26 protein-coding genes and 1 tRNA gene are annotated in these 24,888 nt (G+C 67.8%); 9 read left to right on the top strand and 18 right to left on the bottom strand.

All coding sequences use genetic code 11. From position 1 onward, the window contains the following. Positions 1–77: 77 nt before the first annotated feature. From BMZ69_RS26405 to BMZ69_RS26395, 3 genes are all read right to left on the bottom strand, one after another. Complete coding sequence (locus BMZ69_RS26405; RefSeq protein ID WP_092162529.1) at positions 78–2,168, bottom strand: AAA family ATPase; 2,091 nt, start codon at positions 2,166–2,168, stop codon at positions 78–80. Between the two features lie 14 nt (positions 2,169–2,182). Next, entirely contained in the window at positions 2,183–2,608 is a 426-nt protein-coding gene (locus BMZ69_RS26400) for a hypothetical protein (RefSeq protein ID WP_092162528.1), read from the bottom strand. 98 nt (positions 2,609–2,706) lie between these two features. Next, positions 2,707–3,594: a hypothetical protein gene (locus tag BMZ69_RS26395; RefSeq protein ID WP_092162527.1), complete on the bottom strand. Its 888-nt coding sequence runs from the start codon at positions 3,592–3,594 to the stop codon at positions 2,707–2,709. Here BMZ69_RS26395 and BMZ69_RS32490 point away from each other — a divergent pair. Then, positions 3,593–3,949, top strand: a complete 357-nt coding sequence (locus BMZ69_RS32490; RefSeq protein WP_348272497.1) for a helix-turn-helix transcriptional regulator — start codon at positions 3,593–3,595, stop codon at positions 3,947–3,949. The two genes, BMZ69_RS26395 and BMZ69_RS32490, sit on opposite strands and share 2 nt — an antisense overlap. Here the strand turns inward: BMZ69_RS32490 and BMZ69_RS26385 are convergent. The 12 genes from BMZ69_RS26385 to proB all read right to left on the bottom strand — a co-directional run bounded on the left by BMZ69_RS26385 (position 3,946) and on the right by proB (position 15,118). Then, positions 3,946–5,697, bottom strand: coding sequence for a DUF6538 domain-containing protein (locus BMZ69_RS26385; RefSeq protein WP_139219207.1), 1,752 nt, complete (start codon positions 5,695–5,697; stop codon positions 3,946–3,948). The two genes, BMZ69_RS32490 and BMZ69_RS26385, sit on opposite strands and share 4 nt — an antisense overlap. A gap of 97 nt (positions 5,698–5,794) precedes the next feature. Continuing rightward, a tRNA-Arg gene (locus BMZ69_RS26380) sits at positions 5,795–5,871 on the bottom strand. Between the two features lie 135 nt (positions 5,872–6,006). Beyond that, on the bottom strand, positions 6,007–6,423 hold the full coding sequence (gene hisE / locus BMZ69_RS26375; protein WP_092162511.1) for a phosphoribosyl-ATP diphosphatase: 417 nt from the start codon (positions 6,421–6,423) through the stop codon (positions 6,007–6,009). 62 nt (positions 6,424–6,485) lie between these two features. After that, complete coding sequence (locus BMZ69_RS26370) at positions 6,486–6,989, bottom strand: RNA pyrophosphohydrolase (protein WP_092162506.1); 504 nt, start codon at positions 6,987–6,989, stop codon at positions 6,486–6,488. Then, positions 6,986–8,194 carry a divergent polysaccharide deacetylase family protein gene (locus BMZ69_RS26365; protein ID WP_244543554.1) on the bottom strand — a complete coding sequence of 403 codons (1,209 nt, stop codon included), beginning with the start codon at positions 8,192–8,194 and terminating at the stop codon, positions 6,986–6,988. The genes BMZ69_RS26370 and BMZ69_RS26365 overlap by 4 nt, the downstream gene beginning before the upstream one ends. A gap of 159 nt (positions 8,195–8,353) precedes the next feature. Next, positions 8,354–9,712: a S41 family peptidase gene (locus BMZ69_RS26360; protein ID WP_092162638.1), complete on the bottom strand. Its 1,359-nt coding sequence runs from the start codon at positions 9,710–9,712 to the stop codon at positions 8,354–8,356. Next, complete coding sequence (locus tag BMZ69_RS26355) at positions 9,712–11,037, bottom strand: murein hydrolase activator EnvC family protein (protein ID WP_244543553.1); 1,326 nt, start codon at positions 11,035–11,037, stop codon at positions 9,712–9,714. Before BMZ69_RS26355 ends, BMZ69_RS26360 begins: the two co-directional genes overlap by 1 nt. Before the next feature lie 32 nt (positions 11,038–11,069). Next, entirely contained in the window at positions 11,070–11,552 is a 483-nt protein-coding gene (gene rlmH, locus BMZ69_RS26350) for a 23S rRNA (pseudouridine(1915)-N(3))-methyltransferase RlmH (protein ID WP_092162503.1), read from the bottom strand. A gap of 12 nt (positions 11,553–11,564) precedes the next feature. After that, on the bottom strand, positions 11,565–11,921 hold the full coding sequence (gene rsfS / locus BMZ69_RS26345) for a ribosome silencing factor (protein ID WP_244543557.1): 357 nt from the start codon (positions 11,919–11,921) through the stop codon (positions 11,565–11,567). 123 nt (positions 11,922–12,044) lie between these two features. Continuing rightward, entirely contained in the window at positions 12,045–12,656 is a 612-nt protein-coding gene (locus BMZ69_RS26340; protein ID WP_092162501.1) for a nicotinate-nucleotide adenylyltransferase, read from the bottom strand. After that, the gene (locus tag BMZ69_RS26335) at positions 12,653–13,960 is read right to left on the bottom strand and encodes a glutamate-5-semialdehyde dehydrogenase (protein WP_244543552.1); all 1,308 of its coding nucleotides are present in this window, start codon (positions 13,958–13,960) and stop codon (positions 12,653–12,655) included. Before BMZ69_RS26335 ends, BMZ69_RS26340 begins: the two co-directional genes overlap by 4 nt. A gap of 18 nt (positions 13,961–13,978) precedes the next feature. Then, positions 13,979–15,118 carry a glutamate 5-kinase gene (gene proB / locus BMZ69_RS26330; RefSeq protein ID WP_244543551.1) on the bottom strand — a complete coding sequence of 380 codons (1,140 nt, stop codon included), beginning with the start codon at positions 15,116–15,118 and terminating at the stop codon, positions 13,979–13,981. A 398-nt stretch (positions 15,119–15,516) separates the two neighbouring features. On the opposite strand from proB, the gene rpsU reads away from it, so the two are divergent. From rpsU to BMZ69_RS26305, 5 genes are all read left to right on the top strand, one after another. After that, positions 15,517–15,780, top strand: a complete 264-nt coding sequence (rpsU, locus tag BMZ69_RS26325) for a 30S ribosomal protein S21 (protein WP_092162500.1) — start codon at positions 15,517–15,519, stop codon at positions 15,778–15,780. A gap of 82 nt (positions 15,781–15,862) precedes the next feature. Next, entirely contained in the window at positions 15,863–16,237 is a 375-nt protein-coding gene (locus tag BMZ69_RS26320; protein WP_244543550.1) for a DUF6481 family protein, read from the top strand. 278 nt (positions 16,238–16,515) lie between these two features. Further along, entirely contained in the window at positions 16,516–17,631 is a 1,116-nt protein-coding gene (locus BMZ69_RS26315; RefSeq protein WP_092162499.1) for a TRAP transporter substrate-binding protein, read from the top strand. An 89-nt stretch (positions 17,632–17,720) separates the two neighbouring features. Beyond that, on the top strand, positions 17,721–18,308 hold the full coding sequence (locus BMZ69_RS26310; RefSeq protein WP_092162497.1) for a TRAP transporter small permease subunit: 588 nt from the start codon (positions 17,721–17,723) through the stop codon (positions 18,306–18,308). A gap of 8 nt (positions 18,309–18,316) precedes the next feature. Next, on the top strand, positions 18,317–19,636 hold the full coding sequence (locus tag BMZ69_RS26305) for a TRAP transporter large permease (protein WP_175506988.1): 1,320 nt from the start codon (positions 18,317–18,319) through the stop codon (positions 19,634–19,636). Positions 19,637–19,640: 4 nt separating this feature from the next. On the opposite strand, the gene BMZ69_RS26300 is transcribed toward BMZ69_RS26305, so the two are convergent. Further along, entirely contained in the window at positions 19,641–20,168 is a 528-nt protein-coding gene (locus BMZ69_RS26300; RefSeq protein ID WP_092162495.1) for a hypothetical protein, read from the bottom strand. 197 nt (positions 20,169–20,365) lie between these two features. On the opposite strand from BMZ69_RS26300, the gene BMZ69_RS26295 reads away from it, so the two are divergent. Beyond that, positions 20,366–20,683, top strand: coding sequence for a hypothetical protein (locus tag BMZ69_RS26295; protein WP_244543549.1), 318 nt, complete (start codon positions 20,366–20,368; stop codon positions 20,681–20,683). Positions 20,684–20,769: 86 nt separating this feature from the next. Here the strand turns inward: BMZ69_RS26295 and BMZ69_RS26290 are convergent, their stop codons facing one another. Continuing rightward, the gene (locus BMZ69_RS26290) at positions 20,770–22,194 is read right to left on the bottom strand and encodes a M20 family metallopeptidase (protein ID WP_092162493.1); all 1,425 of its coding nucleotides are present in this window, start codon (positions 22,192–22,194) and stop codon (positions 20,770–20,772) included. Positions 22,195–22,471: 277 nt separating this feature from the next. Between BMZ69_RS26290 and BMZ69_RS26285 the strand changes: the two genes are divergently transcribed. Further along, positions 22,472–23,635, top strand: coding sequence for a glycosyltransferase family 4 protein (locus BMZ69_RS26285; RefSeq protein ID WP_092162630.1), 1,164 nt, complete (start codon positions 22,472–22,474; stop codon positions 23,633–23,635). Next, on the top strand, positions 23,632–24,303 hold the full coding sequence (locus BMZ69_RS26280; protein ID WP_092162491.1) for a class I SAM-dependent methyltransferase: 672 nt from the start codon (positions 23,632–23,634) through the stop codon (positions 24,301–24,303). Before BMZ69_RS26285 ends, BMZ69_RS26280 begins: the two co-directional genes overlap by 4 nt. A gap of 24 nt (positions 24,304–24,327) precedes the next feature. Here BMZ69_RS26280 and BMZ69_RS26275 read toward each other — a convergent pair whose 3' ends face one another. Continuing rightward, positions 24,328–24,543: a DUF1059 domain-containing protein gene (locus BMZ69_RS26275; RefSeq protein ID WP_092162489.1), complete on the bottom strand. Its 216-nt coding sequence runs from the start codon at positions 24,541–24,543 to the stop codon at positions 24,328–24,330. Positions 24,544–24,888: the final 345 nt, after the last annotated feature.

Here is a 24,888-nt window from a genome sequence, read left to right as displayed (position 1 = left end):
ACGCGCACGGCGTTTTGGCATTTTGGCAGTGGGCTCATGACGATGGCACAAGTTCGCCAGCATGGCCGGTATCGATCTCAGAGCGCTGCCGGGGAGGCATTGATCGCAGCGTCCTTCATCACGGTGTCGATCTCGCCTTGGACCAGCACGCGCCGCTCGACGAGCGCGGTGGCGAGCGCGATGATCTCGCGCGTGTGTTGCCGCACCAGCATGATCGCCTCGTCCTGCAGCCGGTGCAGATCGGCTTCGACCGCGGCGGCGAGGGTTCGATCGGCGGCCAGCAGGCGCGTGTCGTCGCCGGGGCGCCCCCTGACCGTCAGCTGGCCACGCAGGCCGAAGGTGGCGTGGGCCGCCGTGACCCATTCGGTCGCCTTGGCCAGGTCGCTGATCGAGCCGGCGTTGGGGCCGTCACCGAGGACGATGTCGGCGGCGCGTCCGGCCAGGATCGCGACGACCTGGTTGTCGAGGCGATCGCGATCGGGAGCCCGGTCGACGACGAACTCGGCCCAGCCATCGGCACGACCTTCCGCCTGGATGGTGACGGAGCGGACCTCGAGCCCGAGGCTCCTGCCGACGACGACATGGCCGGCCTCGTGCAGGGCGACCGCCCTCAGTTCCTCCGGCGAGCGCGTATCGGCGGGGGTCATGACGGCCCGCAGATCGTCCAGGGCAAGCGGCCGGCCGGCGTTGAGCGCCCTGCGCCGTGCCTGCCTGATCCACTGCACGACGTTGGCTCCGGTAGCGCCCGGAACCTGACGCGCCAGCGGCAACAGGTCGGCACCCGGCAGATCGGTCCCCAGATGCAGCCGGAAGATGCCCGCCAGACCCGCCGCGTCGGGCGGCGGGATCAGGAAGGATCGATCGAAGCGGCCGGGGCGCCGGATCGCGGCATCGACCCTGTCAACGTGATTGGTCGCGCCGAGCAGGACCACGCCGCTCTTGTCGGCGCGGACCTGGTCGATCCGGAGCAGCACGCTGGTGATGACCGGCAGCCACCAGTCGGCGCCCCTCTGCGAGAGCTTCGCCCGGTCCGGCAGCGCGTCGAGCTCGTCGATGAACAGCACCGAAGGGGCGCTGGCGAGCGCGCGGTCGAACACGGCCGACGCCGCCTTGATGACGCTGTCGAGGTAGCCCGGGCCGGCCTTGAACCAGTCCGCGATGCTGGTCGTCTCGATCGGCAAGCCCGCCGCCTTCGCCACGGCCCTGGCCAGCGTCGTCTTGCCGGTGCCGGGCGGGCCGTGGAAGATCGCGCTCTCGAGCTGGGTCGGCTGGATCAGGCCGGCACGCATGCGCCGGACATCCTCGACCAGGTCGAGCGCCCAGTCGCGGGCCTCGCCATAGCCGGTGAGCTCCGCCAGAGGCGGGGTGTCGTCGCTGGAGCCGATGACGGTGGTCGCCGCCGATGCGCGCTGCAGGCGTCCGACGCAGGCACCGGGCGAGCTGCCACGGCGAAGGGCAAGAGCGAGCTCGTGCAGATCGAGACCCGCGATGTCCGCTCCCGAGATCGCTGGCGCCGAGCGGCCGGTCCAGCGACGGATCACCTTGCGCATCAAGGCCGGCGTCGGGCTCCTGACGATCAGTCGACGATCGGCCGCGCCGCGCAGGAAGGCGGGCAGGCGCTGGTCGGGATGGGCGGCGACCGCCACCACGGTGCGTCCTGCCTGCAGATCCTGGACGATGTCCTTGCCGATATTGTCGCGGGCCTTGATCTCGGGTCGGCCGGTATAGGTCACGATCTGCTGGTCGATGCTCTCGACGAGCCTGCCGAGCGGCTGCTCCCAGGCCTCCGTCGGAACCTGCACGACCATGAGCGACGCCGCGCCGGATGGCATCTTGCGCAGATCGAGCTTGGCAGCGCGGGCCTGCTCGTCGAAAGCCAGCTCGACGATCAGCTCGACGGGACTGTAGACCGACTGGACGGAACGACCGGCCGCAGTGCCGCTCTCGGGGCTGCCCGAGCTGCGGCTGGCGTCGTTCGGGCTGCCCTTTGCCTGCTCCGCTTCGGGACGCTCGGCTTCGAGGCTCCACACCGGCTCGCCATCGGGCTCGGCATCGACGTGGATCTCCTGCCCATCGGCCAGGCGGTGGCTCTGGGCGAAACGGGCGAGGATGCCAGAACGGGGCATATGGGCGGATGCCGCGCTCGACGGCTTGCGGTCGCAGGTCATGGCGGTCGTCCTGATCAGTTCTGAACGGAAGGGGTGCGGGCATCCGGAAGACGCCCGGCGGGCGGGCCCGCGTCACCGCACGGCGGCGACAAGGCCACCTCGACGGCGCGCTCGAGCCGGCGCCTGCGATCGTGGATACGCGCATGATCGAGGATCAGCTGGCAGGCGCCGTTCTCCCCGGCGTTGAGGAGCAGCGCCGTCATCGCCAGGTCGCGTCGCATGTCGTCGCCGTCGATGACGCCGAGGGCGAGCCTCGATGCCATCGCCGCATCGCCGCCGGCGGCCTCGGGAAGGCCGGGGACTCGCAGGATCGCGACCTGAGCCAGCAGGCGCCGCAGACGGGTCGCGACGTCCGGATCCAACGGCAGGGCGGCGGCCGTCCACAGCCGCAGCAAGGCCGGTGCGGCGGTATCGGGGATCGGCTGATTATCGGGCGTCATGGCAAAGCGGTTCCCTGCACGCGGACGAGGTCCGCGCGACGCGTGGTGACGAGGACGACGATGGGAGGGAGCGGCGACCTGCACCGCTCCCGTATCGGTTACTGGACGGTCGGCCGCTGCGGGCTGCTGCGGGCCTGCGCTCCCGCCGGGATCCGATCGCCGCAGACCAGCCGACGGGCGGACTTCGGCTTGACGGGATTGGCGAAGGGATGAGCCTGCAGGCTTCCGTCATCCGCGGCTCCCAGCAGGTTCTGGGCGACGGTCAGCAGGCGCGGCACCTCGCGCAGGATCTCGGCCCGGAGCCGATCCGTGACCGCATCGACGAGGTCGCGGACCGGCACGCCGAAGAGCGCGTCGATGCCCTCGCGCGTCACCGTCAGGCCGTCGGCGAAGCCGCTGCGCCCGTAGTAGTCGAGCAGCCAGCTCTCGAAGGAGCGCGGCTCGCAATCGAAGCGCGGCCGCAGGAAGGACGGCAGCTGCAGCCTGGCGCAGCGCAGGTCGCGCTCGATCAGGCGGCGCTTGCGGACCTCGGTGATGCCGCCGCCGCGCTTGATCTCGATGATCTTCGCCGCACCCGTCTTCAGGTGGATCGCGATCAGGTCGAAGAACGCGACCCGGCGGTACGGCCCGTGCGCCGTCGCCGTCAGCCCGGCGAGCGCCTCGGGCGTGTTGGTCGCCACGAGCGCCTCGGCGGCGTCCGTGATCGGCATCTCGACCTGACGCAGCACCAGATACTCGCCGCTGCGCTCCAATGCCTCGCAGATCGCGGCATCGATCAGGCCGCCATGCCGCTTGACGGCGGAGGAGAGGTAGGAGTTACAAACGCTGAGGCCCGGCCCCAGCAGCGGATCGGCGACGAAGTCGGCCTGCAGGGCGCCAGCCGCCGCCCGCTCGACGCTGGCGAGCAGGGATGCCGGCAACGGCACGACGGACGAGTTGGACGAGTTGGACGAGGTGAGGATGGTGCGATGATCGGCCTTGGCCATGACGATGAGCTCCGGACGTGGACGGGCTGTCCACCGGCTCCTATATCGACTCAACAACTCAATTTTGCAATCTGAACTCAATAAAATGGTTAACAAAGAGCAAGTCCGCGCTGCTCGCGTTTGGCTCGGCCTCAGTCAAAAGGAGCTGGCCGAACTCGCGATGGTCGCCCAAGGAACGATTGCATCTCTGGAGACCGGTAGCCGCATCCCGCACGATCGGACCCTGCGCGATATCCAGCAGGCTCTCGAGAGCCGGGGCATCGTGTTCCTTTTCGAGAATGGGAGAGGGATCGGCCTCCATATCCGCTCGTCCCAAGGCACAGCCGCACCGCCAGATCAAAGCGAGACCGTCTAGGATGTCCGCCTGATCGCAGGCAGGAACGCCCAGTCGAGCCCCTGCACGGCCTCGTCCAGATCGCCGATGTTGACGACGCGCGGCTTTCGCTTCGTGCCATAGCGCTTGGTCATCCCGCCTTCCGCATGCCCCATCAGCGCCTTCTTGACCTCGTCGGCGTGACCGGCGCCGCTGAGTGCATCCTGGAAGGCGTGCCGGAAGGAGTAGAGCGTCGTGCCCTCGCTCTCGATCGTGAGATCCTTGCGGGAGAGGTCGGCCCAGAACGACGAGAAGTAGCCCGAGACCCGCGTCACGTCGTGGTCATGGCGGGTCATCGCCGACCACAGGAACTCCCGGCCGCCGGCGCGGGCCGCCTCGACGAGATCGAGCAGGCCGAGATCGAGAAGCTCGCGTCGGACCGGGACCCAGCGGCGGCGGGCCAGGGTCTTGACGCGGCGGTCTCCCGCGTTCGTCACCACGAAGCAGAGAGTGTCCGGTGCATCGGGATGCGGCATGATGCTGTCGGGCCCGAGCTGGATGATCTCGGAGCTGATCATCCCGTGCAGGCAGGCGATCAGCGGCAGCCAGAACTGCAGTTCCTCGCAGGCCTTGACCTTGGTGAAGCGCTTGCCTTCGGTGAAGATCGGATGGGTGAAGATGCGCTTGAGCTCGGCGTCGCTGTAAGGCTCGCGAAAGTCCTCGTCCTCAGGGATTTCGAGGTAGATCTCCTTGCCGAGCGGCGTCTCGACCCAGCCGGCGTTCAAGGCCGTCGCCAGCAGCGCGGAGATGAACCCCACCTTCTTGTTGATGGTCTGGATCGCGTAGTTGTTGGCCGAGCCGAGGTGGTCGCGATAGGCAAGCACGTGCTTGCGCTTGATCTCTCCGATGTCCTTGACCCCGGAATGCGCCGTGAAGGCCAGGATGGCGTGCTCCATCTCGCGCAGATATTCCGGCCTGACCTGCTTCTTCGCCAGGCGCCGGTTCTCGCACCACTTGGTCGCGCAGTCGGCGAGCGTCTTGCCGACCGCCGTCGACGCGACCGACGCCTTCTGCACGGCAATGGGTTCGGGCATCCCGGGCTGCTCCGGACGCGCCTTGCGCCACGGGCCGGCGATCGTATCGGGATGGGCCGTGCCGAGGCCGCCAAGCCGGCTCTCCCGCTGACGGAAGACGTCGAGATAGGTCAGCTCCGCTTCGAGGCATGCGGCCATGAAGCGGTCGTGGTGCTGCGAGGTCCTGGACAGCGAGACGCCGAGCCTGCGGACATACCCCTGGACGAAGCCCGATCGCTCCGTCGCATACTCGCCGATCGTCATCGCGCGCAGAGTTCGCTCCCGAGCGAAATGCTCCTTGACGTCGGCATTGCTGCGCCGCGGCAGATCGGAGATCTCCGGCACCGGCGCGAAGGCGGAGCCCCTGACCTGACGAAGGCGCTCGCGCCAGTCGTCCTCCAACAGGCTCGCTCCGAACCAGCGGGACAGCGCCTCCCAGTCCTCCCAGCCCCACCCGGTGGCGTCGATGGACGGCAAATGGTCGGCAGCACTCGCCAGCCCGCGTCGCTGACGCGCCTCGGCGAAGCGGCGGTCCCATTCCAGATCCAGCGCCAGCGCCTTCTCGCGCGCCGCGCGCTGATCGCGCGTCTTCAAAGACAGCTGGACGCGCGCGAACGAGAACGCATCGCGCAGGTCCTCGGGCACGCGGCGCACATACTGGCACACGCCGTTCCGGGTGGTGAGATGGTTCGCAACAGGCACGTCGTCGTCAGCCATGTTATGCACGATGTTATGCATCCGGACGGGGTGCAACCCGCCCGAAGGGCTTGTCGACGTTGAAATTCAGGGAGATGGATAACCCCAATCAGGGGAGTGGCGCGCCCGAAAGGATTCGAACCTCTGACCCTCAGATTCGTAGTCTGATGCTCTATCCAGCTGAGCTACGGGCGCGTGACAGCGAGGCGGTTTAAAAGGCCGCCAGCGGCTGACGGATGCGGACTTAACGGCTCACGGCGCGCTTGGCAAGCCCCGTTTGCCGACTTCCTGCGCTTTCTGCTTCGAGCGCGGCACAGAGACGCCTGGCCTTCATCCGTGCTTTCCCCTCAGCAGGGCCGGTTGCTGGGCTTCGGACCCTCTGTCCCGTTCGGCTGCCTCGCCGTCCAAAAATGCGATTCGCTCGCCACCACGCCGCGGTTTCGGCAGTTTCTCGGCGATGCCATAGAGCTCCTCGCGCCGGTCCATCTCGCGCCAGATCTCGCCGGGCGTGATGCCGAGCTCGCTCCACAGCACGACGAGATTGTAGAGGAGGTCGGCGCTCTCGCGAACCACGGCCGGGCGATTGTTCTGCACGGCCTCGATCCCGACCTCGATCGCTTCCTCGCCGAGCTTCTTGGCCATCTTCGGCACGCCTTCGCGGATCAGCTTGGCGGTTCGCGACCGGGCCGGGTCGCGCGTCCTGGCCGTCAGAACGGCAGCATAGAGCCTCTGCACCGAATCAGTCATCGGCACAGAATCAGGGCGCCATGTAAGGGTTTCGTGACGGTCCCGCCGCCGGCGCCGGTCGCTCATCGTGCCACTCCCGCAAACAGGCGCACCACCTCCCGGTAGACCTCGCGCTTGAACGGGATGATCAGCTCCGCCGTCTCCGCCAGCGGCACCCAGCGCCAGGCGTCGAACTCCGGCTTGTGACCGCCGCCGGGATTGAGAATGTCGATCTCGCTCTCGTCGCCCTCGAAGCGGAAGGCGAACCATTTCTGCGACTGGCCCCGGTATTTGCCACGCCAGGCTTCCTTGCCGATCTCGCGGGGCAGGTCGTAGCTCAGCCAGTCCGGCGCCTCGGCGAGAAGTGAGACCGAAGAGACATTGGTCTCCTCGCGCAGTTCGCGATAGGCGGCCTCGATCGGCTGCTCGCCTGCATCGATGCCGCCCTGCGGCATCTGCCATTCGTGGCCTGGCGCGACATGTTCGCGCTGACTGCGATTGGCACGGCGGCCGATGAAGACGAGGCCGGCCCGGTTGAACAAAGCGAGGCCGACGCAGGGGCGATAGCCGGGAGGCGGTTTCGTCATCGCAGCGAACCGGTCGTTGAAGGGTTGCGGAAGCCGCGCGCGGCGCTGACCGGGACCATAACCAGGTTCTTGCCCTCCAGCGTGCGGGCCCAGCGGGCGATGCGCTCGACCGTGACCGGCAAGGCGCTGGCGGTGGCGACTACGGCGCCGTGCTCGCGGGCGAGAGTCTCGAGGCGCGCCAGCTCCCTGTCGATCGTCTCGGCGCGCGGGACGGCGTCGAGGGCAAGGTCTGCCTTCAGCGCAGGAATCTGGGCTCGCGTCGCGGCGGATGCGAGCAGGCTGCGGGGCGAGGAGCCGTCGTCGACGACCATCAGCCCACGCCCGGCGACTTCGCGCAGCAGCGGAGTCAGCGCCATGTCATCCGCGGTGAGACGTCCACCGAGGAAGTTGACGATGCCGACATAACCGGTGAAACGGCCGAGCACCCATTGCAGCCGGTCGAGATTGTCGCTGCCCTTCGGTCCGGTGAGCAGAGTGTGCGGGCCGGGGTCGTTGTCGGGATAGTCGAACGGCTCCATCGGTACCTGCAGGAAGACCTCGTGGCCTTCGCTGCGGGCGCGCTGCACGGTCTTCTCCAGCTCGGCGCCATAAGGGGCGAAGGCGAGCGAGACGGGCCCGGGCAGGCGCGCGATCGCTTCGCTGGTCGAGCTCTGGCTGATGCCGAGGCCGCCGACGAGGATCGCGATCCGGCCGGCCGGCTTGGTGGCAGGAGCAGGCCCGAGCGGGCGGGCATAGACCTGCGCAGGCGTCGCGCCATCGGTGCCCACCTTCGGCAGGATGCCGTGGCGGGTGCGCTCGACCAGGCGCTTGTCCGGGGCCGGCGCCAGCTTGACCGTGCCGTCATCGGGCACGGTGATGACGATGGCGCCGGGCGCCTCCGAGCCCGGCCTGACGACGGTGACCCCGGAGTCGGTTTCGAGCTGGCTGGCGCTGGCGGGGCCACGCCTCTCCTCGGGCCTAGCGGGCTGAGGGGGAGCTTGGGCGATGTCGGTTGCTGGAGCCCGCTCGCGGATCACGGCGGTCGCGATCGGCTCGCCACCATGGGGGTCGCGCTTGAGGGCGGCATAGAGGGCGAGCCCGGCAAAGATGACGATCAGCGCGCTGACCAGGCCGCGCGACAGCCAGCGTCCATACGGCTTGGACGCGCGAGCGCGCTTCGCCTGCCCGAGCGGCTGGTCGAGTTCGCTGAGCGGCAATCCGGCCAAGAGGCGCCGTCCTCTCCGACATCATACATCTGCGAATCAGTTCGCAGTGCTAGAGTCGGATGATTCGGGCCGGAATCAATCGTCAATCGGCCACAGGGAAAACAATCCCCTGCGGCCGTTGCACAAGTGCCGAGTTGTCGGCAGAGCCGGCCGGCCGGCTCAGTTGGACTTGCCAGCCTCCGGAGCGGGGGCCGGAGCCGGCGTGGCAGGCGCCGGATTGGCGGGCAGGGCCACGTCTTTCTTGCCGCGCAGCAAATTGAGCGCCGCGGCTAGCTGGGTGTCCTTGGCCGGGTCGATCGGGACATAGGAGGGCGAGCCGGCCTGCTCTTCCTTGCCGTCGCCATTGCGCAGATGGCCCTTGAGCGAGGCTTCGCCCTTGTTCTCGACCTTGTCCTTCAACTCGGCCGGCACGTCTTGGATGATCTCGATATCGGGCGTGATGCCCTTGGCCTGGATCGAGTTGCCGGACGGGGTGTAGTAGCGCGCCGTGGTCAGACGCAGGCCGCCATTGTCGCCGAGACGGATCACGGTCTGCACCGAGCCCTTGCCGAAGGAACGCGAGCCCATGACGGTGGCGCGCTTGTGGTCCTGCAGGGCGCCGGCGACGATCTCTGCCGCGGAGGCCGAGGAGCCGTTGATCAGAACGACGACCGGCTTGCCCTTGGTCAGATCGCCCGACTTGGCGTTGAAGACCTGGGTCTCCTCGGCGTTGCGGCCGCGAGTCGAGACGATCTTGCCGCGCTCGAGGAAGGCGTCGGAGACCAATACCGATTGGTCGAGACGGCCGCCGCGGTTGTTGCGCAGGTCGATGATGTAGCCCTTGACCTTGTCGACGCCGATCTCGCTGTTGACCTTGTCGAGCGCCTTGCGCAGGCCTTCATAGGTCTGCTCGCTGAAGGTGCCGATGCGGATATAGCCGACATCGCTCTCGACGCGTTCCTCCACCGCCGGGACGACGATGTTGGAGCGGGTCAGGGTGAACTCCAGCGGCTCGGCCTTGCCGGTGCGCTCGATCGTCAGCTTGACCTGCGTGTTGATGATGCCGCGCATCTTCTCGACGGCCTGGTTCAGGCTGAGGCCCTTGACCTCGTCATTGTCGATCTTGCGGATGATGTCGCCGGCCAGGATGCCGGCCTTGGAGGCGGGCGTGTCGCGGATCGGCTTGGCGACCTTGAGAACCTCGTTCTCCATGGTCACCTCGATGCCGAGGCCGCCGAACTGGCCGCGCATGTCGATGTCCATGTCGCGGAAGCTCTTGGCGTCGAGATAGGCCGAGTGCGGATCCAGCGAGGAGACCATGCCGTTGATGGCGGCCTCGATCAGCTTCTGCTCGTCTGGCTTCTCGACATAGTCGGTGCGAATCTTCTCGAAGATGTCGCCGAAGAGATTGAGGCTGCGATAGACCTCGGCCGAAGCCGCGACCGCGCTGGTCGAGGAGAGCAGCTTGGTCTGGGTCACCACACCGGTGAGCCCCGCGCCGGCGATGGCGCCGACCAGAACGAGAGAAACCTTGCGCATCATCCGCGAACCTTTTCGCCTTGCGATTTCGTCCACCACGGCGTCGGATCGATCGAGACGCCGTCTTTCCTGAATTCGACATAGAGGACCGGCTCTCCGGTCCCCGTTCCTACATTCGTCGCGGCCGCTTCCGCGGTCTCGCCCATCACCGCAACCGGCTCTCCAGCCAGCACAAACTGGTTCAGCGAGACGTCGATGCGCTGCATGCCCGCCATGAGAATATAGTAACCATTGCCGGCATTGAGGATCAAGAGTTGGCCAAAGGAGCGGAACGGCCCAGCATAGACCACCCAGCCATCGGAAGGTGACGAAACCACGGCATTTTGCCGCGTCGACAGTGAAATTCCGCGGGTTGCAGCGCCAACTTCGTCGGTTGCGCCAAATCCACGCAATTGTGAACCGGCGACCGGCAGTGGCAGCATGCCGCGCAGTTCCTGGAAGGCCGCCTTGGGCGCGAGCCGGGCCGGATCGCGGAAAGCGAGCTGGGCCATGCGCTGGCGCTGCTCCTGCGTTTCCGCCTCGAGCGCGCGCCGGGCGGCGTCGGCGGCACGGGTGGCGGCGGAAATGTCCTTCTCGATGCGCTCGACGAGATCGCGCAACGTCCTGGCTTGCGCCGCAAGCTCGCCGCCGGCGGCGCGTTGAGATTCGATGTCCTGGGCGGCGCTCGCCTCGCGGGCGCGCCGGGCTTCGATCAGCGAGGCGAGTCGCCGGCGCTCGCCGGCCAGACCCTCCATCTCGCCGGCGATGGCCTTGCGCTCCTCGGCGATGGCTTCTCGCAGGCGCACCAGCTCGGCGAGATCGGTGCCGAGGATGGTGATCTCCTGGCGCAGATCGGGGACGACCGCGCCTAGCAGCATGGAGGCGCGCACCGCTTCGAGGATGTCCTCAGGGCGGACCAGCACCGCCGGCGGCGGCCGGCGTCCGATTCGCTGCAGCGCCGCCAGCACCTCGCCGATCAGGCCGCGCCGGCTCTCGAGCGAGCGCCGGATCGCGGTCTCGCTGGTCTGCAGCAGGGAGAGACGCTGCTCGAGCCCGGCGATACGGCCTTCGGCGGCCTGGGTTCGGGAGGTGGTGTCGAGCAGCGCCTGGTTGAGCTTGGTCCGGTCGGCGCGGATGCCGGCGATCTCGGCTTCGAGCTTCGCACGGGCGTCGGCGTTGCCGGCGAGCCGTTCCTCGATCGCCTTGAGCTCGGCCTCGCGGGCGCGCTTTTCCTCACGCTTCTGCTCGGTGTCGCGGGCGGCCTGCTCGGATTCAGGGGCATTCTGGGCGATGGCATGGCCGGCTGCCAGGCAAGCGCAAAGCAGCGCCGGCCAGAGCCGGAGCAAGCGTGCGGTTCGAATCAGCCGGGAATGACGGGTCATGCGCGATGATAGGGGTGTCCGGCCATGATCGTCATCGCCCGATAGAGCTGTTCGAGCACGAGCGCACGGACGATCTGGTGCGGGATGGTCAGGGCGCCGAAGCAGAGCACCAGCGCGGCGCGCTCGCGCAGCTCGGTATCGAGCCCGTCGGCGCCGCCGATCAGCAGCGTCGCGGCCGGCGTGCCGGCATCGCGTGCGGCGGCGAGACGATTGGCGAAGGCATCGCTGTCGAGGCTCTTGCCGCGCTCGTCCAAAGCGATGATGAGCCCGGAGGGCGGCAAGCGCTCGCCGATCAGCTTCGCCTCCTCGCGGCGGCGTTCCTCGGTGCGGCGGCCTCGGCCCTCGGCGAGCTCGATGACCTCAGGACCGCTCAGACCGAGCCCTCGGGCAAGGCCCTGAGCTCGCTCCTGGTAGCGGGCGCAAAGATCACGCTCCGGCCCGTCCTTGAGGCGGCCGACCGCGATGACCGACAGGCGCACGGACGAAGAGGCTCAGCCGTCGAGACGCTCGCGCGGCCGGTCGGCGCCCCACATCTTCTCGAGATTGTAGAACTGGCGCACTTCCGGCCGGAAGACGTGGATGATCAGGTCGCCGGTGTCGATCAGCACCCAGTCGCAGGCGGGAAAGCCCTCGACCTTCGGTGTCTCGTGGCCGGCCTTCTTGAAGGCCTCGACCAAGCTGTCGGAGATCGAGGCGACGTGGCGGTTGACCCGGCCGGAAGCGATGATCATGGCGTCGGCCAGCGAGGTCTTGCCGACGAGGTCGATCACGGTGGCGTCCTCGGCCTTCATGTCCTCCAGGACCTGCAAGGCGAGCGCGATGCTGCTCGCGGCGGGGTTCTCTGTGATGGCAGCCGGGGGAAGCGGCTCGGTGCCGGCTTCGCCGATGGATTGACGGTTCAGTGCCGTATCCTCACGTGACGACGCGCTCAAGGCGCGACACCCCCAATTTAAGCGCCGGAGGGGGCGAGTTCAATTGCTTTCGGCGAGTTCGCGCAGATAGGTCGAGGACAAATCGGAGCGCCGGCCGTGCAGGAAGATCCAGGCCGGTGGGGTGCGGACCGGCAAAGCGGCGCCCTGATTCTCCGACAGACGCCAGCGCGCCATCCAGTTGGCGGCGGGCGAGGCGATCGAGCGATGGGTCGAGCCGGGGCGGTCGATCACCGCGATCGGCATCATCCGGGCGATGGCGCGCCATTCGTTCCAGCGGTGGAAATTGGCGAGATTGTCCGAACCCATGATCCAGACGAAGCGCACACCGGGGCAGCGGCGCTTGAGCTGGCGCAGGGTGTCGGCGGTGTATCGCGTGCGCAGGGTCGCCTCGATGCCGGTGACGTTGATGTGGCCATGGTCGGCGAGCGCGCGGGCCTGGGCGATGCGCTGGGCCAGCGGCGGCAGGGCGTGGTTGTCCTTCAGCGGATTGCCGGGCGTCACCAGCCACCAGACCCGGTCGAGCTGGAGCCGGCGCAAAGCGGTCAGACTCGCCATGCGGTGGCCGTCATGGGCCGGGTTGAAGGTGCCGCCGAACAGCCCGATGCGCAGACCGGGGGCGTGCGGCGGCAGGCGTAGCTCTTCGGCGCTCACGGGCGGACCTGACCCTGACCGTGGACCCGGTACTTGAAGGAGCAGAGCTGCTCGACGCCGACCGGGCCGCGCGCATGCATGCGGCCGGTGGCGATGCCGATCTCGGCGCCGAAGCCGAACTCGCCGCCATCGGCGAACTGGGTCGAGGCGTTGTGCAGGACAATCGCCGAATCGACCTCGGCGAGGAAGCGGGTGGCGGCGATATCATCAGCCGTGACGATCGCATCGGTATGATGCGAGCCGTAGGTCTCGATGTGGGCGATGGCGGCATCGAGGCCCGGCACGGTCTTCACCGCGATGATGCGGTCGAGATATTCGGTGCGCCAGTCCTCTTCGCTCGCGGGCGCGACGCGCGGGTCGACGGCGAGAGCCGCCTCGTCGCCGCGCACGGCGCAGCCTTCGTCGAGCAAGGCGGCGACCAGCGGTTTCAGATGCGTCGCCGCGCAGGCCTCGTCGACTAGCAGCGTCTCGGCCGCGCCGCAGACGCCGGTGCGGCGCAGCTTGGCGTTGATGAGGATCGCGCGGGCCATGGCGAGATCGGCCTGCGCATGGACGTAGACATGGTTGTTGCCGTCGAGATGGGCGAAGACCGGCACGCGCGCCTCTTGCTGCACACGCGCCACCAGGCTCTTGCCGCCGCGCGGCACGACGACGTCGACGTTACCATCGAGTCCCTTGAGAATCTCGCCGACGGCGGCGCGGTCGCGGCTGGGCACCAGCTGGATCGCCTCGCGTGGCAGGCCGGTGAGGCTAAGCCCATCCTGCATTGCGGCGGCGATCTCGCTGGAGCTGCGGAAGCTGTCCGAGCCAGCCCGCAGGATCGCGACATTGCCGCTCTTCAGGCAGAGCGCACCGGCGTCCGCCGTGACGTTGGGACGGCTCTCGAAGATCACGGCGACGACGCCGAGCGGGGTGGCGACACGCTCGAAGGCGAGGCCGTTGGGCTGCGTCCAGCTCGCCAGCACGCGGCCGACGGGATCGGGCAGGGCGGCGATATCGGCGACAGCCTGGGCGACCGCCTCCAATCGAGCCTCGTCGAGGGTCAGGCGATCGATGAATGAAGTGATCAGGCCGGATGCGCGCGCATCGGCGAGGTCCTGCTGGTTGGCGGCAAGGATCGCCGGAGCACGCTTGCGCAGGGCGTTGGCCATTGCGATGAGCGCACGGTTGCGTTGCTCGGCCGGCGCGGTGCCGACCCGGCGCGCGGCGGCGCGGGCGGCTCGGCCGAGCCCGCGCATCAGCGCGGCGACGTCGCCGTTCTCATTGTCGGGCGCTGGGGCGCGCCTTGCGCTTTCGCTGGTCATTATAGGCCCGAAGTTTCCTCACGCATCGGGATCGTAGCCGAGGCGCAGCGCCATGTCGTCCCGATGAATCATCTCGGCGCGGCCGGGATAGCCGAGCACGGCCTCGATCTCGCGCGAGGCCTTGCCGAGCACGCGCACGGCTTCGTCCGCGTCATAGGCGACGAGGCCGCGGCCGAGCTCGCTGCCGTCGCCGGCGCGGATCATCACGGCGTCGCCACGGCTGAAGGCGCCTTCGATCCGGGTGACGCCGACCGGCAGCAGGCTCGCGCCGCCGCGCAGCGCCCGGGCGGCGCCGTCGTCGACATGGAGGGTGCCGCGCGGCTCGAGCGAGCCGGCGATCCAGGTCTTGCGCGCGGTGGCGGGCGTCGAAGCGCTGAGGAACCAGGAGCAGCGCGCGCCCTCGCTGACGGCGCGCAGCGGATTCTTGGCCCGGCCGTCGGCGATCAGCATATGGGCGCCGCCGGCGGTCGCGATCTTGCCGGCTTCGATCTTGGTGCGCATGCCGCCGCGCGAGAGCTCGGAGGCGGCGCCACCCGCCATCGCCTCGATCGCGGGCGTGATCGCCGGGATCACCGGGATATGCCTGGCGTCCGGGCTCGACAGTGGCGGGGCGGTGTAGAGCCCGTCGATGTCGGAGAACAGCACCAGCAGATCGGCGCCGGCCATGGTGGCGACGCGGGCGGCGAGCCGATCATTGTCGCCATAGCGGATCTCGGAGGTGGCGACGGTGTCGTTCTCGTTGATCACGGGCACGGCGCGCAGGTCGAGCAGGCGCCCCAGCGTGGCGCGGGCGTTGAGGTAACGTCGGCGTTCCTCAGTGTCGGCCAGCGTCAGCAGGATCTGGCCGGCATTGAGGCCGTGATGGCCGAGCGCTTCCGACCAGTTGCGGGCGAGCGCGATCTGCCCGATCGCGGCGGAAGCCTGGCTCTCCTCGAGCCGGAGCGGGCCGGCTGGCAGCTTCAGCACGGTGCGGCCGAGCGCGATCGCTCCCGACGAGACGACGAGGACATCGGCACCGCGCCCATGCAGTTCGGCGAGATCCTCGGCCAGCGCGGCGAGCCAGGCATGGCGCAGGCGCCCCTGCGCCCGGTCGACGAGCAGGGATGAGCCGACCTTGACGACGATGCGGCGGAACTGGTCGAGGGCAGGCAAGTTCACGGGCGGGACCGGGCTTTGGCGGGCGGGATCCACCCGCTGCCGTTCCTTGGCTAAATTGCCGGCATTGTAAAGCAGTGCAGGCGCATTGCTGTTGTGCCGGGCGCGGTGCTTTGGGGCTCGGCGGCCTGGCGGCGCGCGCAGCAGCGCCACGGCGAGTTGCACGGTCTTGCGGGCGAAGAGCGAGACGAACGGCCGGTATCTGTGACTGATATCGGTTCAGGGGCGATTGGATCAGGCCGTGCCAAGAAACATGGGACGGGCAGGCTCGTCATGCGCTGTGCGCGATACGATTAGGGGTGGCGCCGGCCGCGGAATTCTGCTACCGCGGCGCACAAATCCCAAAGGGTCGGGCGTTGCCTGACCCTTTTTCCTTCCATCCTGCAAAGCTGGAGACACGGATGCAGGTTCTCGTGCGCGACAATAATGTCGATCAGGCCATTCGCGTTTTGAAGAAGAAATTGCAGCGCGAAGGCGTGTTCCGCGAGATGAAGCGTCGCGCTTCCTATGAGAAGCCGTCCGAGCAGCGCGCTCGCGAGAAGGCCGAGGCCGTGCGCCGCGCCCGCAAGCTCGCCCGCAAGCAGGCTCAGCGCGAAGGCCTGATCGCGGCGCCGAAGCCGAAGGTGCTCAAGCCCCGCGCTGCCGGCGCAGCTACCCCGCGCTGATTTCACTACAAAACTTCCGCGAGCTGCCCTATTTGCAGCGCGCGGGCGGCATTCTCGCCCGAGCAACTCCTGAAGGCCAACCTTGAAGAACCCGAACGACCGCCATTTCACCGATCGCCAGGCCAATTCCGCCAATGCGAAGAAGGCCCTGCTCGAGCGCTTCAAGAAGCGCCCCGGGCCAGACGATCCGGTGATGGTGCAGCGTCGGGCCGAGCGCGAGGCGATCGCCGCCGCGCGGGCCGAGCGCGATGCCAAGAAGGAAGCCGAGCGGCTGGAGGCCGAGCGCCTTGCCGCGATCGAGCAGGCGGCGCGCGAGGAGGCCGAACGCCTGGCCGAGATCGAGCGCGAGGTGCAGCGCAAGGCCGAGCAGGCCAAGCGCGATGCCGAGCGGCCGCGTCGCGTCTTGCTCGAGGCCGTGCAGTACATGGAGATGCGGGTCGCCGGTAAGCGCCGCTGAACACGAATTCTCGATCGGAATTGGTCGATCGATCGCGGCGCCGCACCTTGTGCGGCGCCGTTTTTCTTTGACGGATGGGCGCTCGCGGCACCCGTTCTTTCCACGTGGGAATAGCACTCGTTCCGTACGGGAACGGTATTCGTTTCACTTACAACTAAAGTTATAGTCCGTTCGGCTTGCCATCTCCCCGCACTGCCGAAACTCTCAGTCCGACCGGCCAGCAGAGCCGCAAACAATGCTCGCCGGCTTCAACGGCGCCATTTCTCTGGGGAGAGACCATGACGTCCAAAGCGACGAAGACGCCCGCCAATCGACGTAACTTCCTGAAAGTAGCCGGCCTCGCGGGCGCCGGCGCGATCGCCATGCCGCAGGTGAGCCGGGCGCAGACGCTGACCTGGAAGTTCCAGTCGACCTGGCCGACCAAGGACATCTTCCACGAATTCGCCGGCGATTTCGCCAAGCGGGTCAACGACATGTCCGGCGGCCGCCTGAAGATGGACGTGCTCGCTGCGGGCGCGGTGGTGCCGGCCTTCCAGATGCAGGACGCGGTCGCGGCCGGCATCCTCGACGGCGGCCATGGCGTCTCCGCCTATTGGTACGGCAAGAACAAGGCGTTCTCGCTGTTCGGCACGCCGCCTGCGCTGGGCTGGGACGCCACCAACTTCCTCGGCTGGATGAACCATGGCGGCGGCTACGATCTCTACAACGACCTCGTCCAGAACCAGCTCAAGCTCAACCTGGTCGGCTTCTTCTCCGGGCCGATGCCATGCCAGCCGCTCGGCTGGTTCAAGAAGGAGCTGAAGACGGCCGACGACTTCAAGGGCCTGAAATACCGCACCGTCGGCCTCGCCGCCGACCTGATGCGCGAGATGGGCGCCGCCGTCACCATCCTCGCCGGCGGCGAGATCGTGCCGGCGCTGGAGCGCGGCGTCATCGACGGCGCCGAGTTCAACAACCCGTCCTCGGATTCGATCCTCGGCTTCCAGGACGTCGCCAAGGTCTACATGCTGCAGAGCTATCACCAGGCGGCGGAGAGCTTCGAGCTGCTCTTCAACAAGACCAAGTTCGACGCGCTCTCGCCCGAACTCAAGGCGATCGTGAAATATGCCGGCGAGTCGGCCTCGTCCGACATGAACTGGAAGGCGCTCGACCGCTATTCCAAGGATCTGGAGCTGCTGCGCTCGAAGGGCGTCAACATCGTGGCGACGCCCGAGGCGATCCTCAAGGCCCAACTCGCCGCCTGGGACAAGGTGCTGGAGAAGCTCGGCGGCGAGAACGCCTTCTTCAAGAAGGTGGTCGACAGCCAGAAGGCCTGGGTCAAGCGCACCGTCTCCTTCGAGCGGCTGAATGAGCCCTCGCGCGACCTCGCCTTCAACCACTTCTTCAAGACCTGACGTCCGCTGCCTCGCCCAAGCCCGCGCCCGCCATCACCATGATGGCGGGCGTTCTTCGCCAATCCCGGAACAGCAGGCGACGGACGCGGATGAAACTGATCCTCGTGATCGACAAGTTCAACACCGCCATCGGCAAGCTCGCCGGCTGGACGATCCTGATCCTGACGCTGGCGATCAGCTACGAGGTGTTCTCGCGCTATGCGCTGCGGGCGCCGACCGAATGGGCCTTCGACGTCAGCTACATCCTCTACGGCACGCTGTTCATGCTGGCCGGGCCCTATGCGCTCGCCCGCAACGCGCATGTGCGCGGCGACTTCCTCTACCGCGAATGGAGTCCGCGTACGCAGGCCAGGCTCGATCTTGCGCTCTACATCCTGTTCTTCTTTCCCGGGATCATCGCGCTGGCCTGGGCCGGCTACAAGTTCGCGGCCTTTTCCTGGATGATCGGCGAGCATTCCTCGAATTCGCCGAACGGGCCGCCGCTCTATCACTTCAAATCGCTGATTCCGATCGCCGGTGCGCTGATGACGCTGCAGGGCCTAGCCGAGGTGGCACGCTGCGTCATCTGCCTGCGCACCGGCGAATGGCCGCCGCGACTGCACGACGTCGAGGAAACCGAGAAGCTCATTCTCGAACAGGCCGCCCAAAGCGCGTCAGACGCAGGGAGAACGGTCTGATGCTGGGCATGGGCAATCCGGAACTGGGCGTGGTGATGCTCGTCCTGTTCATCGTCTTCATCATGCTCGGCTTCCCAATCGCCTTCACGCTGATGGCGCTCGGCGTCGGCTTCGGCTACTGGGCGATGGGCGACACAGTGTTCAACCTCGTGGTCCAGCGCACCTATTCGGTGATGGCCAACGACGTCCTGGTCTCGATCCCGCTCTTCATCTTCATGGGCTACATCATCGAGCGGGCGAACATCCTCGACCGGCTGTTCCATTCGATCCAGCTCGCGCTCGGCAATGTGCCGGGCTCGCTGGCGATCGCGACGCTGGCCACCTGCGCGATCTTCGCGACCGCGACCGGCATCGTCGGCGCGGTGGTGACGCTGATGGGGCTGCTCGCCTTCCCGGCGATGCTGCGGGCCGGCTACGACGTCAGGCTCTCTGCCGGTGTGGTCTGCGCCGGCGGCTGCCTGGGCATCCTGATCCCGCCGTCGGTGATGCTGATCCTCTACGGCGCGACCGCCGGCGTCTCGGTGCCGAAGCTCTATGCCGCCGCGCTCTTTCCCGGCCTGCTGCTCGCCTCGCTCTACATGCTCTATGTGCTGATCCGCTGCTGGCGCGATCCGAGTCTGGCGCCCAAGCTGCCGAAAGAGCAGACAGAGGTCCCCTGGACGTCGGTCATCTGGGCACTCGCGACCAGCTTCTTCCCGCTCACCATCCTGATCATGTCGGTGCTGGGGGCGATCTTCTTCGGCTTGGCGACGCCGACCGAGGCAGCCGCGATCGGCTCGCTCGGCAGCCTGATCCTCGCCGCCGCCTACCGCTCGCTCTCCTTCACCAAGGTCAAGGAATCGGTGATCCTGACGGCGCGGACCTCGGCCATGGTCTGCTGGCTTTTCGTCGGCTCCTTCATCTTCTCGTCGATCTTCGCCATCCTCGGCGGTCACGAGCCGATCAAGAGCCTGGTCACGGCGCTCAACCTGTCGCCGACCATGTTCCTGATCGTGGCGCAGCTGATCATCTTCGTGCTCGGCTGGCCGCTGGAATGGACCGAGATCATCGTGATCTTCGTGCCGATCTTCCTACCGCTGCTGGAGTTCTTCAAGATCGATCCGCTGTTCTTCGGCATCCTGATTGCCCTGAACATCCAGACCTCGTTCCTGTCGCCGCCGGTGGCGATGGCGCCCTTTTACCTGAAGGGCATCGCGCCGCCGCACGTCACCATCAACCAGATCTTCTCGGGCGTGCTGCCCTTCCTCTGGATCGTGCTGGTGGCGATGGTCCTGGTCTACGTCTTCCCCGGCATCGCGCTCTGGCTGCCGAAATATCTCTACGGCTGAGCTCTCAGTCTTCGCTGCGGATGTCCTGGCCGCAGCGGAAGCCCGGCGCCTTCTCGTCGGCGAGGCGGCGGGCCGCGGCATTGGCGTCCGGCTTGCGGGCGTCGACGCTGCCGACGATGCAGGAAGTGCCGTCCGGCGCGAGCCGGTGGACGACGAGCCGGCTGCCGTCGAGCTTGCCGACATTCTGCCCGGTGGCGTAGCGCAGGATCGCCGCCTGCGGCTTGCCGCCCTTCGGCCCGCGCCATTCGATCGTCTTACCCGCCTCGAAGAAAGCGGCCTTGTCGGAGATCGTCTCCTGCAGCGCCTTGGTGCCGAACTCGACCGCCGATGAATCGTCGCCAGCGGTCCAGATCACCGTGATGCCGGCCTTGCCGGGGCAGCGATGCACCGAGACAGGATCGCCATTGCCCTGGTCCTTGCGGCATTTCGCGTAGTCGTGGCTGGTGTAGCCGCTGACCCATTGCTCGGCCCGGAGCGGCGCAGCCGGCAGGGTGGCGATAGCGATGGCGAGAGCGAGCTGGGCGATCGTCATGGCGTGGTTTCTCCGTCCAGAGATGCCGATTCGACGACATCCGGCGCCCGCCGGCAAGCCACCGTTGTCGGCTCGAATGGGAACCTCGCGACATTTTGGAAATTTTTTATGTGACCCGCGCGATTCCGGTCCAGCGACCGACAAGCCTGCTGCATGGCGAACAGTTCGCCACCCGGCTACCAGATCGGAGAACGAACATGACCCGTACCAAGAAGAGCTTCGCCGCCGCCCTTGCCGCCCTCGCGATCGGCGCTTCCGTTTTCGCCACCTCTGATGCCGAGGCCCGCCCGCGCTATCGCGGCGCTGCGATCGGCGCCGGCATCGTCGGTGCGCTCGCCCTCGGCGCTCTCGCCGCCGGCGCGGCCAGCGGCCCGGCCTATGGCTACTATGATGGCGGCTACGCCCCGGCCTATGCCTACGGCCCCGGCCCGGTTCGCCGCTGCCACCTCGTCGATAACGTCAACTATTACGGCGAATATGTCGGCACCCGCCGCGTCTGCCGCACCTATTACTGAGTTTCGAGTTTCCCAAAGGGCCTTCCTCCCCGGCCCGAAATCCTTGCCCGCCGGTTCGCCCGGCGGGCTTTTTCATGTGCCGGGGATCAGCCGCCGGTGGACATGGTCAGCGGCGGCTTCACCTCCGGAGGAACCGGCGAGACATAGCCGCCATCGGCGGCGACCCGCTTCTGGAAATCGGCCTTGGCCGCCGCCATCAGCTCGGGATCGGTCAGCACGGCGGCGCCGGTCGCGGCCATCGCCTTGGCGACCTGGACCATCGCCTTGTGCGCAGCCGGCATCTTGCCCTGCGCCACTACCTGCCAGGTGTGGAAGGGCGTGCCGATCGCGACGGTGGGCGCATGCGCCTGCACGGTCGGGACGACCCAGCTGACGTCGCCGACATCGGTCGAACCGATCGCCGGGTTACGCGGCGCGTCGAGCGGCACGGTGAAGTCGGCAAGCTCGGCATCGGTCTTCTGCACGCCGATCGCGCGCCAGACGGCGTCGATGTCCTTCTGCGACAGCGTCGCGCGGATCTGGCGGGCGAACGCCTTGTCGGCATCGTCGAAATGCGGCGGTCCGAGATCTTCCATGATGCCCTGCAGCGCCTGCTCCAGCGGGCCGTTGCCGACCATGTTGGAGACGGCGGAGACGATTTTCATCTCGACGCTGGTCTCGGTCATCAGCGCCGCGCCCTCGGCGATCTTCTTGACGCGGCCGACCAGCTCCAACATCCCCGGCAGGTCGCGAGCGCGGATCGAATAGCGCACGCGGGCATGGGCCTGGACGACATTGGGGGCGATCCCGCCCGTGTCGAGCAGGGCATAGTGGACGCGAGCATCGCTCGGCATGTGCTCGCGCATATAGTTGACGCCGACGCTCATCAGTTCGACGGCATCGAGCGCGCTGCGGCCGAGCTCGGGCGAGGCGGCGGCATGCGAGGTGCGGCCGGTGAAGATGAAGTCGGCGCGGGTGTTGGCGAGCGAGAGCGGCGGAGTGACCTCCCAGAAGCTGCTGGGGTGCCAGGAGATGGCGATGTCGGCATCCTTGAAGGCGCCGGCGCGGACCATGAAGGCCTTGGCGGCGCCGCCTTCCTCGGCCGGGCAGCCGTAATAGCGGACGCGGCCGGGCAGCTTGTTCTCGGCGAGCCAGTTCTTCATCGCGGTCGCAGCGAGCAGGGCGGCCGAGCCGAGCAGGTTGTGGCCGCAGCCATGGCCGTGGCCGCCGGGCTCGATCTCGCGGTGCTCGGCGATGCCGGCTTCCTGGCTGAGACCGGGCAGGGCGTCATACTCGCCGAGGAAGGCGATGACCGGGCCGCCTTCGCCGGCCTCGCCGATCACCGCGGTCGGGATATCGGCGACGTTTTGCGTGATCCGGAAGCCCTGGTGCTCGAGCTCGGCGACATGCTCGGCGACCGAGCGCTTCTCGGTGTAGCAGACCTCGGGAATGGCCCAGACCCGGTCGCTGAGTTCGATGAAACGCTCTTTGCTGGCGTCGACGTGACGCCAAAGGTCGTTGCGATTGTCCATGTTTCTTCTCGCTGGAGGGAACCTCTCGCGGCCCTTGTCGCAAGCGCGGCGCTTTGCGTCCAGCAACCGTGGGGCATGGCGGCCCTGCCTCGCGGCGGCAAACTCTCCCAGCCCTCATCCTGAGGAGCCGCGAAGCGGCGTCTCGAAGGATGCTCCAGATGTCTCCGGAGCCTCCTGGAGCATCCTTCGAGACGCGCTCCCTGGGGAGCGCTCCTCAGGATGAGGGCTGAGGGGGAAGAGCGGTTAAGTGCTTGACCTTCCCGCGCGGTTTTGCCTGATGCGCGCCATGGCCCGCCAGAAGCTGTTGTTCGTCGCCACCGAGGACTGGTTCTTCGCCTCGCATTTCCTGCCGATGGCTCGCGCCGCGGCGGAGATGGGGCTCGACGTCGCCGTGATCGCCAGGGAGCGCACCCATCGCAAGGCGATCGCAGCGACCGGGGCCAGGCTGATCGCGCTCGAGGCCGAGCGGCGCTCGCTGTCGCCGGTGGCGCTGGTCAAGCAGATCATGGCGCTGAAGCGGCTGATCGAGCGGGAAAAACCCGATATCCTGCATTGCATCGCGCTGAAGCCGATCGCGCTCGCCGGCCTGGCCGGAAGGCTCGCCGGGGTCGAGCGGCGGGTCTACGCCCTCACCGGGCTTGGCTTCCTCGGAGCGCGCGAGGGCGGACTTGCCGATGCGGCGCGGCTGGGCGCAAAGCTCTGGCTGCGCGAGGCGATCGACGGGCCGCTGGTGCGCTTCCTGTTCGAGAATCCCGACGATCCCGTCACGCTCGGGCTCGATCCGGCCGATGGGGCGAAGGTCGCGATCGTCGGCGGCGCCGGGGTCGATCCGCTGATCCTGATGCCGGAGCCGATGCCGCCGCAGCCGCCGCTCAAGGTCGCGCTCGTCGCCCGCATGCTCTGGTCGAAGGGCGTCGATCTCGCGGTCGAGGCGGTGACCCTGGCGCGCAAGCAGGGCGCACGGGTCGAGCTGACCCTGCATGGCGCGCCCGACCGCTCCAACCCGAAGGCGGTGCCGGAGGCGACCCTGCGCGAATGGTCGGCGCGGCCGGGGATCAATTGGGCCGGGCCGACGCGCGATATCGAGGGCGTCTGGCGCAAGCACCATGTCTGCTGCCTGCCCTCGCGCGGTGGCGAGGGTCTGCCACGCACCTTGCTGGAGGGCGCCGCCTGCGGGCGGGCGCTGCTGACTACCGACGTGCCGGGCTGCCGCTCCTTCGTCCGCACCGGCCAGGACGGCTTCGTCGTGCCGGCCAACGACATCGCCGCGCTGGCGCAGGCGCTGGTGACGCTGGCGGCCTCGCCCGGTCAGGTCGAGCGCATGGGAGTGAGCGCGCGCGAGCGCCTGCTCGCCGGCTATACCGAGCGCGACGTGATGGACGGGGTGAAGGCGCTCTATCGCTCGCTGCTCGGGCAGCGCCAGGCGGATCTGGTCGCGTGAGCGAAAGCGACGCCACGCTGGACCGGCTCGCCTTCATCCGCGCCCATACGCGGCTCTTGCCGGTGCCGCATGCGCCGGAGATCTCGTTGCATGTCGCCGAGGAGGCGACCGAGCTCTGGCAGAAGACCGAGGACGAGTTGGCGACGATCGGCCTGCCGCCGCCCTTCTGGGCCTTCGCCTGGGCCGGCGGGCAGGCGCTGGCGCGCTACATTCTCGACCATCCGGAGGTCGTGCGGGCCAAGCGCGTGCTCGATTTCGCCAGCGGCTCCGGCCTCGTCGCCATCGCGGCGGCCAAGGCGGGGGCGGCAGAGGTGATCGCGGCCGATATCGACGCCTTCGCTGGAGCGGCGATCGGTCTCAATGCAGGGGCGAACGGGGTGTCTATCGAGGCCCGGCTCGACGATCTCCTTGGCCTCGACCAGGGCTGGGACGTCATCCTCGCCGGCGACATCTGCTATGAGCGCGAGCTGGCGGCGCAGGTGATCGACTGGCTCTCAGGCCTGTCCCGGCGCGGCGCGACCGTGCTGATCGGCGATCCCGGCCGCAGCTATCTGCCCAAGGACAGGCTCGCCGAAGTCGCGACCTATCAGGTGCCGGTGACGCGCGCGCTGGAGGATGCCGAGATCAAGAAGAGCTCGGTCTGGCGGCTGGCGGGCGAGAGGCGGTAGGCGGTAGGCGGCGGAAGCTCGCGCTCAGGCGGGCCGGCTCGGCGCTTTCTCCGGGGGCATGCCGTCCTTGATGACGCTCTTGAGCATGTCCCGCAATTCGGGGGTATCCTGATGCCCGTGAACCTTGACGGCATGCTGGACGGCGGCCTCCAGCAATTCGCCCTCGCTATCGGCGCCGATCGCGATCGAGCAGTTCATCTCGCTGGGAAACTCACGGCAGTCGATGAATTTGCGTCCCATGGCGTCCTCCCGATTGGAAGATCAGGTGCCCTCACATCGAAGGGCTGCCTGGCTCACAATACGCCCGGGCACGATGGCCGCAAAAGCGATATGCAGCCGGGACGATGGCGGTACGCGTGACTATTCGGTCTATGCCGGTGGCGCGGGCGCTGAAGGATGCCGAGATCAAGAAGATCTCGGTTTGGGTGCTGAAGGGAGTTTGAGCGAGGGAGCCGCGCGCAGAACCCCTCTCCCCTTGCGGGGGAGGGTCGGGGTGAGCGACTGTCTTGTTGGTCAAGCGGTTTGTTCGCGCCATGGTTGTCTGTCCCGGATGACGGCGTTGAGGATTGTGACGAGCTTTCGGGC

It is taken from the genome of Allobosea sp. CRIB-10 (assembly GCF_900112185.1).
Classification (GTDB): Bacteria; Pseudomonadota; Alphaproteobacteria; order Rhizobiales; family Beijerinckiaceae; genus Allobosea.
This window is presented reverse-complemented; position numbering and strand designations above follow the sequence as displayed.

Bases quoted from the DNA above. Each gene is read 5' to 3' on its own strand.
- BMZ69_RS26405 (WP_092162529.1), bottom strand. From the start codon at position 2,168: ATGACCTGCGACCGCAAGCCGTCGAGCGCGGCATCCGCCCATATGCCC.
- BMZ69_RS26400 (WP_092162528.1), bottom strand. From the start codon at position 2,608: ATGACGCCCGATAATCAGCCGATCCCCGATACCGCCGCACCGGCCTTG.
- BMZ69_RS32490 (WP_348272497.1), top strand. From the start codon at position 3,593: ATGACGATGAGCTCCGGACGTGGACGGGCTGTCCACCGGCTCCTATAT.
- BMZ69_RS26395 (WP_092162527.1), bottom strand. From the start codon at position 3,594: ATGGCCAAGGCCGATCATCGCACCATCCTCACCTCGTCCAACTCGTCC.
- BMZ69_RS26385 (WP_139219207.1), bottom strand. From the start codon at position 5,697: ATGGCTGACGACGACGTGCCTGTTGCGAACCATCTCACCACCCGGAAC.
- hisE (WP_092162511.1), bottom strand. From the start codon at position 6,423: ATGACTGATTCGGTGCAGAGGCTCTATGCTGCCGTTCTGACGGCCAGG.
- BMZ69_RS26370 (WP_092162506.1), bottom strand. From the start codon at position 6,989: ATGACGAAACCGCCTCCCGGCTATCGCCCCTGCGTCGGCCTCGCTTTG.
- BMZ69_RS26360 (WP_092162638.1), bottom strand. From the start codon at position 9,712: ATGCGCAAGGTTTCTCTCGTTCTGGTCGGCGCCATCGCCGGCGCGGGG.
- BMZ69_RS26335 (WP_244543552.1), bottom strand. From the start codon at position 13,960: ATGACCAGCGAAAGCGCAAGGCGCGCCCCAGCGCCCGACAATGAGAAC.
- rpsU (WP_092162500.1), top strand. From the start codon at position 15,517: ATGCAGGTTCTCGTGCGCGACAATAATGTCGATCAGGCCATTCGCGTT.
- BMZ69_RS26315 (WP_092162499.1), top strand. From the start codon at position 16,516: ATGACGTCCAAAGCGACGAAGACGCCCGCCAATCGACGTAACTTCCTG.
- BMZ69_RS26310 (WP_092162497.1), top strand. From the start codon at position 17,721: ATGAAACTGATCCTCGTGATCGACAAGTTCAACACCGCCATCGGCAAG.
- BMZ69_RS26305 (WP_175506988.1), top strand. From the start codon at position 18,317: ATGGGCAATCCGGAACTGGGCGTGGTGATGCTCGTCCTGTTCATCGTC.
- BMZ69_RS26300 (WP_092162495.1), bottom strand. From the start codon at position 20,168: ATGACGATCGCCCAGCTCGCTCTCGCCATCGCTATCGCCACCCTGCCG.
- BMZ69_RS26295 (WP_244543549.1), top strand. From the start codon at position 20,366: ATGACCCGTACCAAGAAGAGCTTCGCCGCCGCCCTTGCCGCCCTCGCG.
- BMZ69_RS26290 (WP_092162493.1), bottom strand. From the start codon at position 22,194: ATGGACAATCGCAACGACCTTTGGCGTCACGTCGACGCCAGCAAAGAG.
- BMZ69_RS26285 (WP_092162630.1), top strand. From the start codon at position 22,472: ATGCGCGCCATGGCCCGCCAGAAGCTGTTGTTCGTCGCCACCGAGGAC.
- BMZ69_RS26275 (WP_092162489.1), bottom strand. From the start codon at position 24,543: ATGGGACGCAAATTCATCGACTGCCGTGAGTTTCCCAGCGAGATGAAC.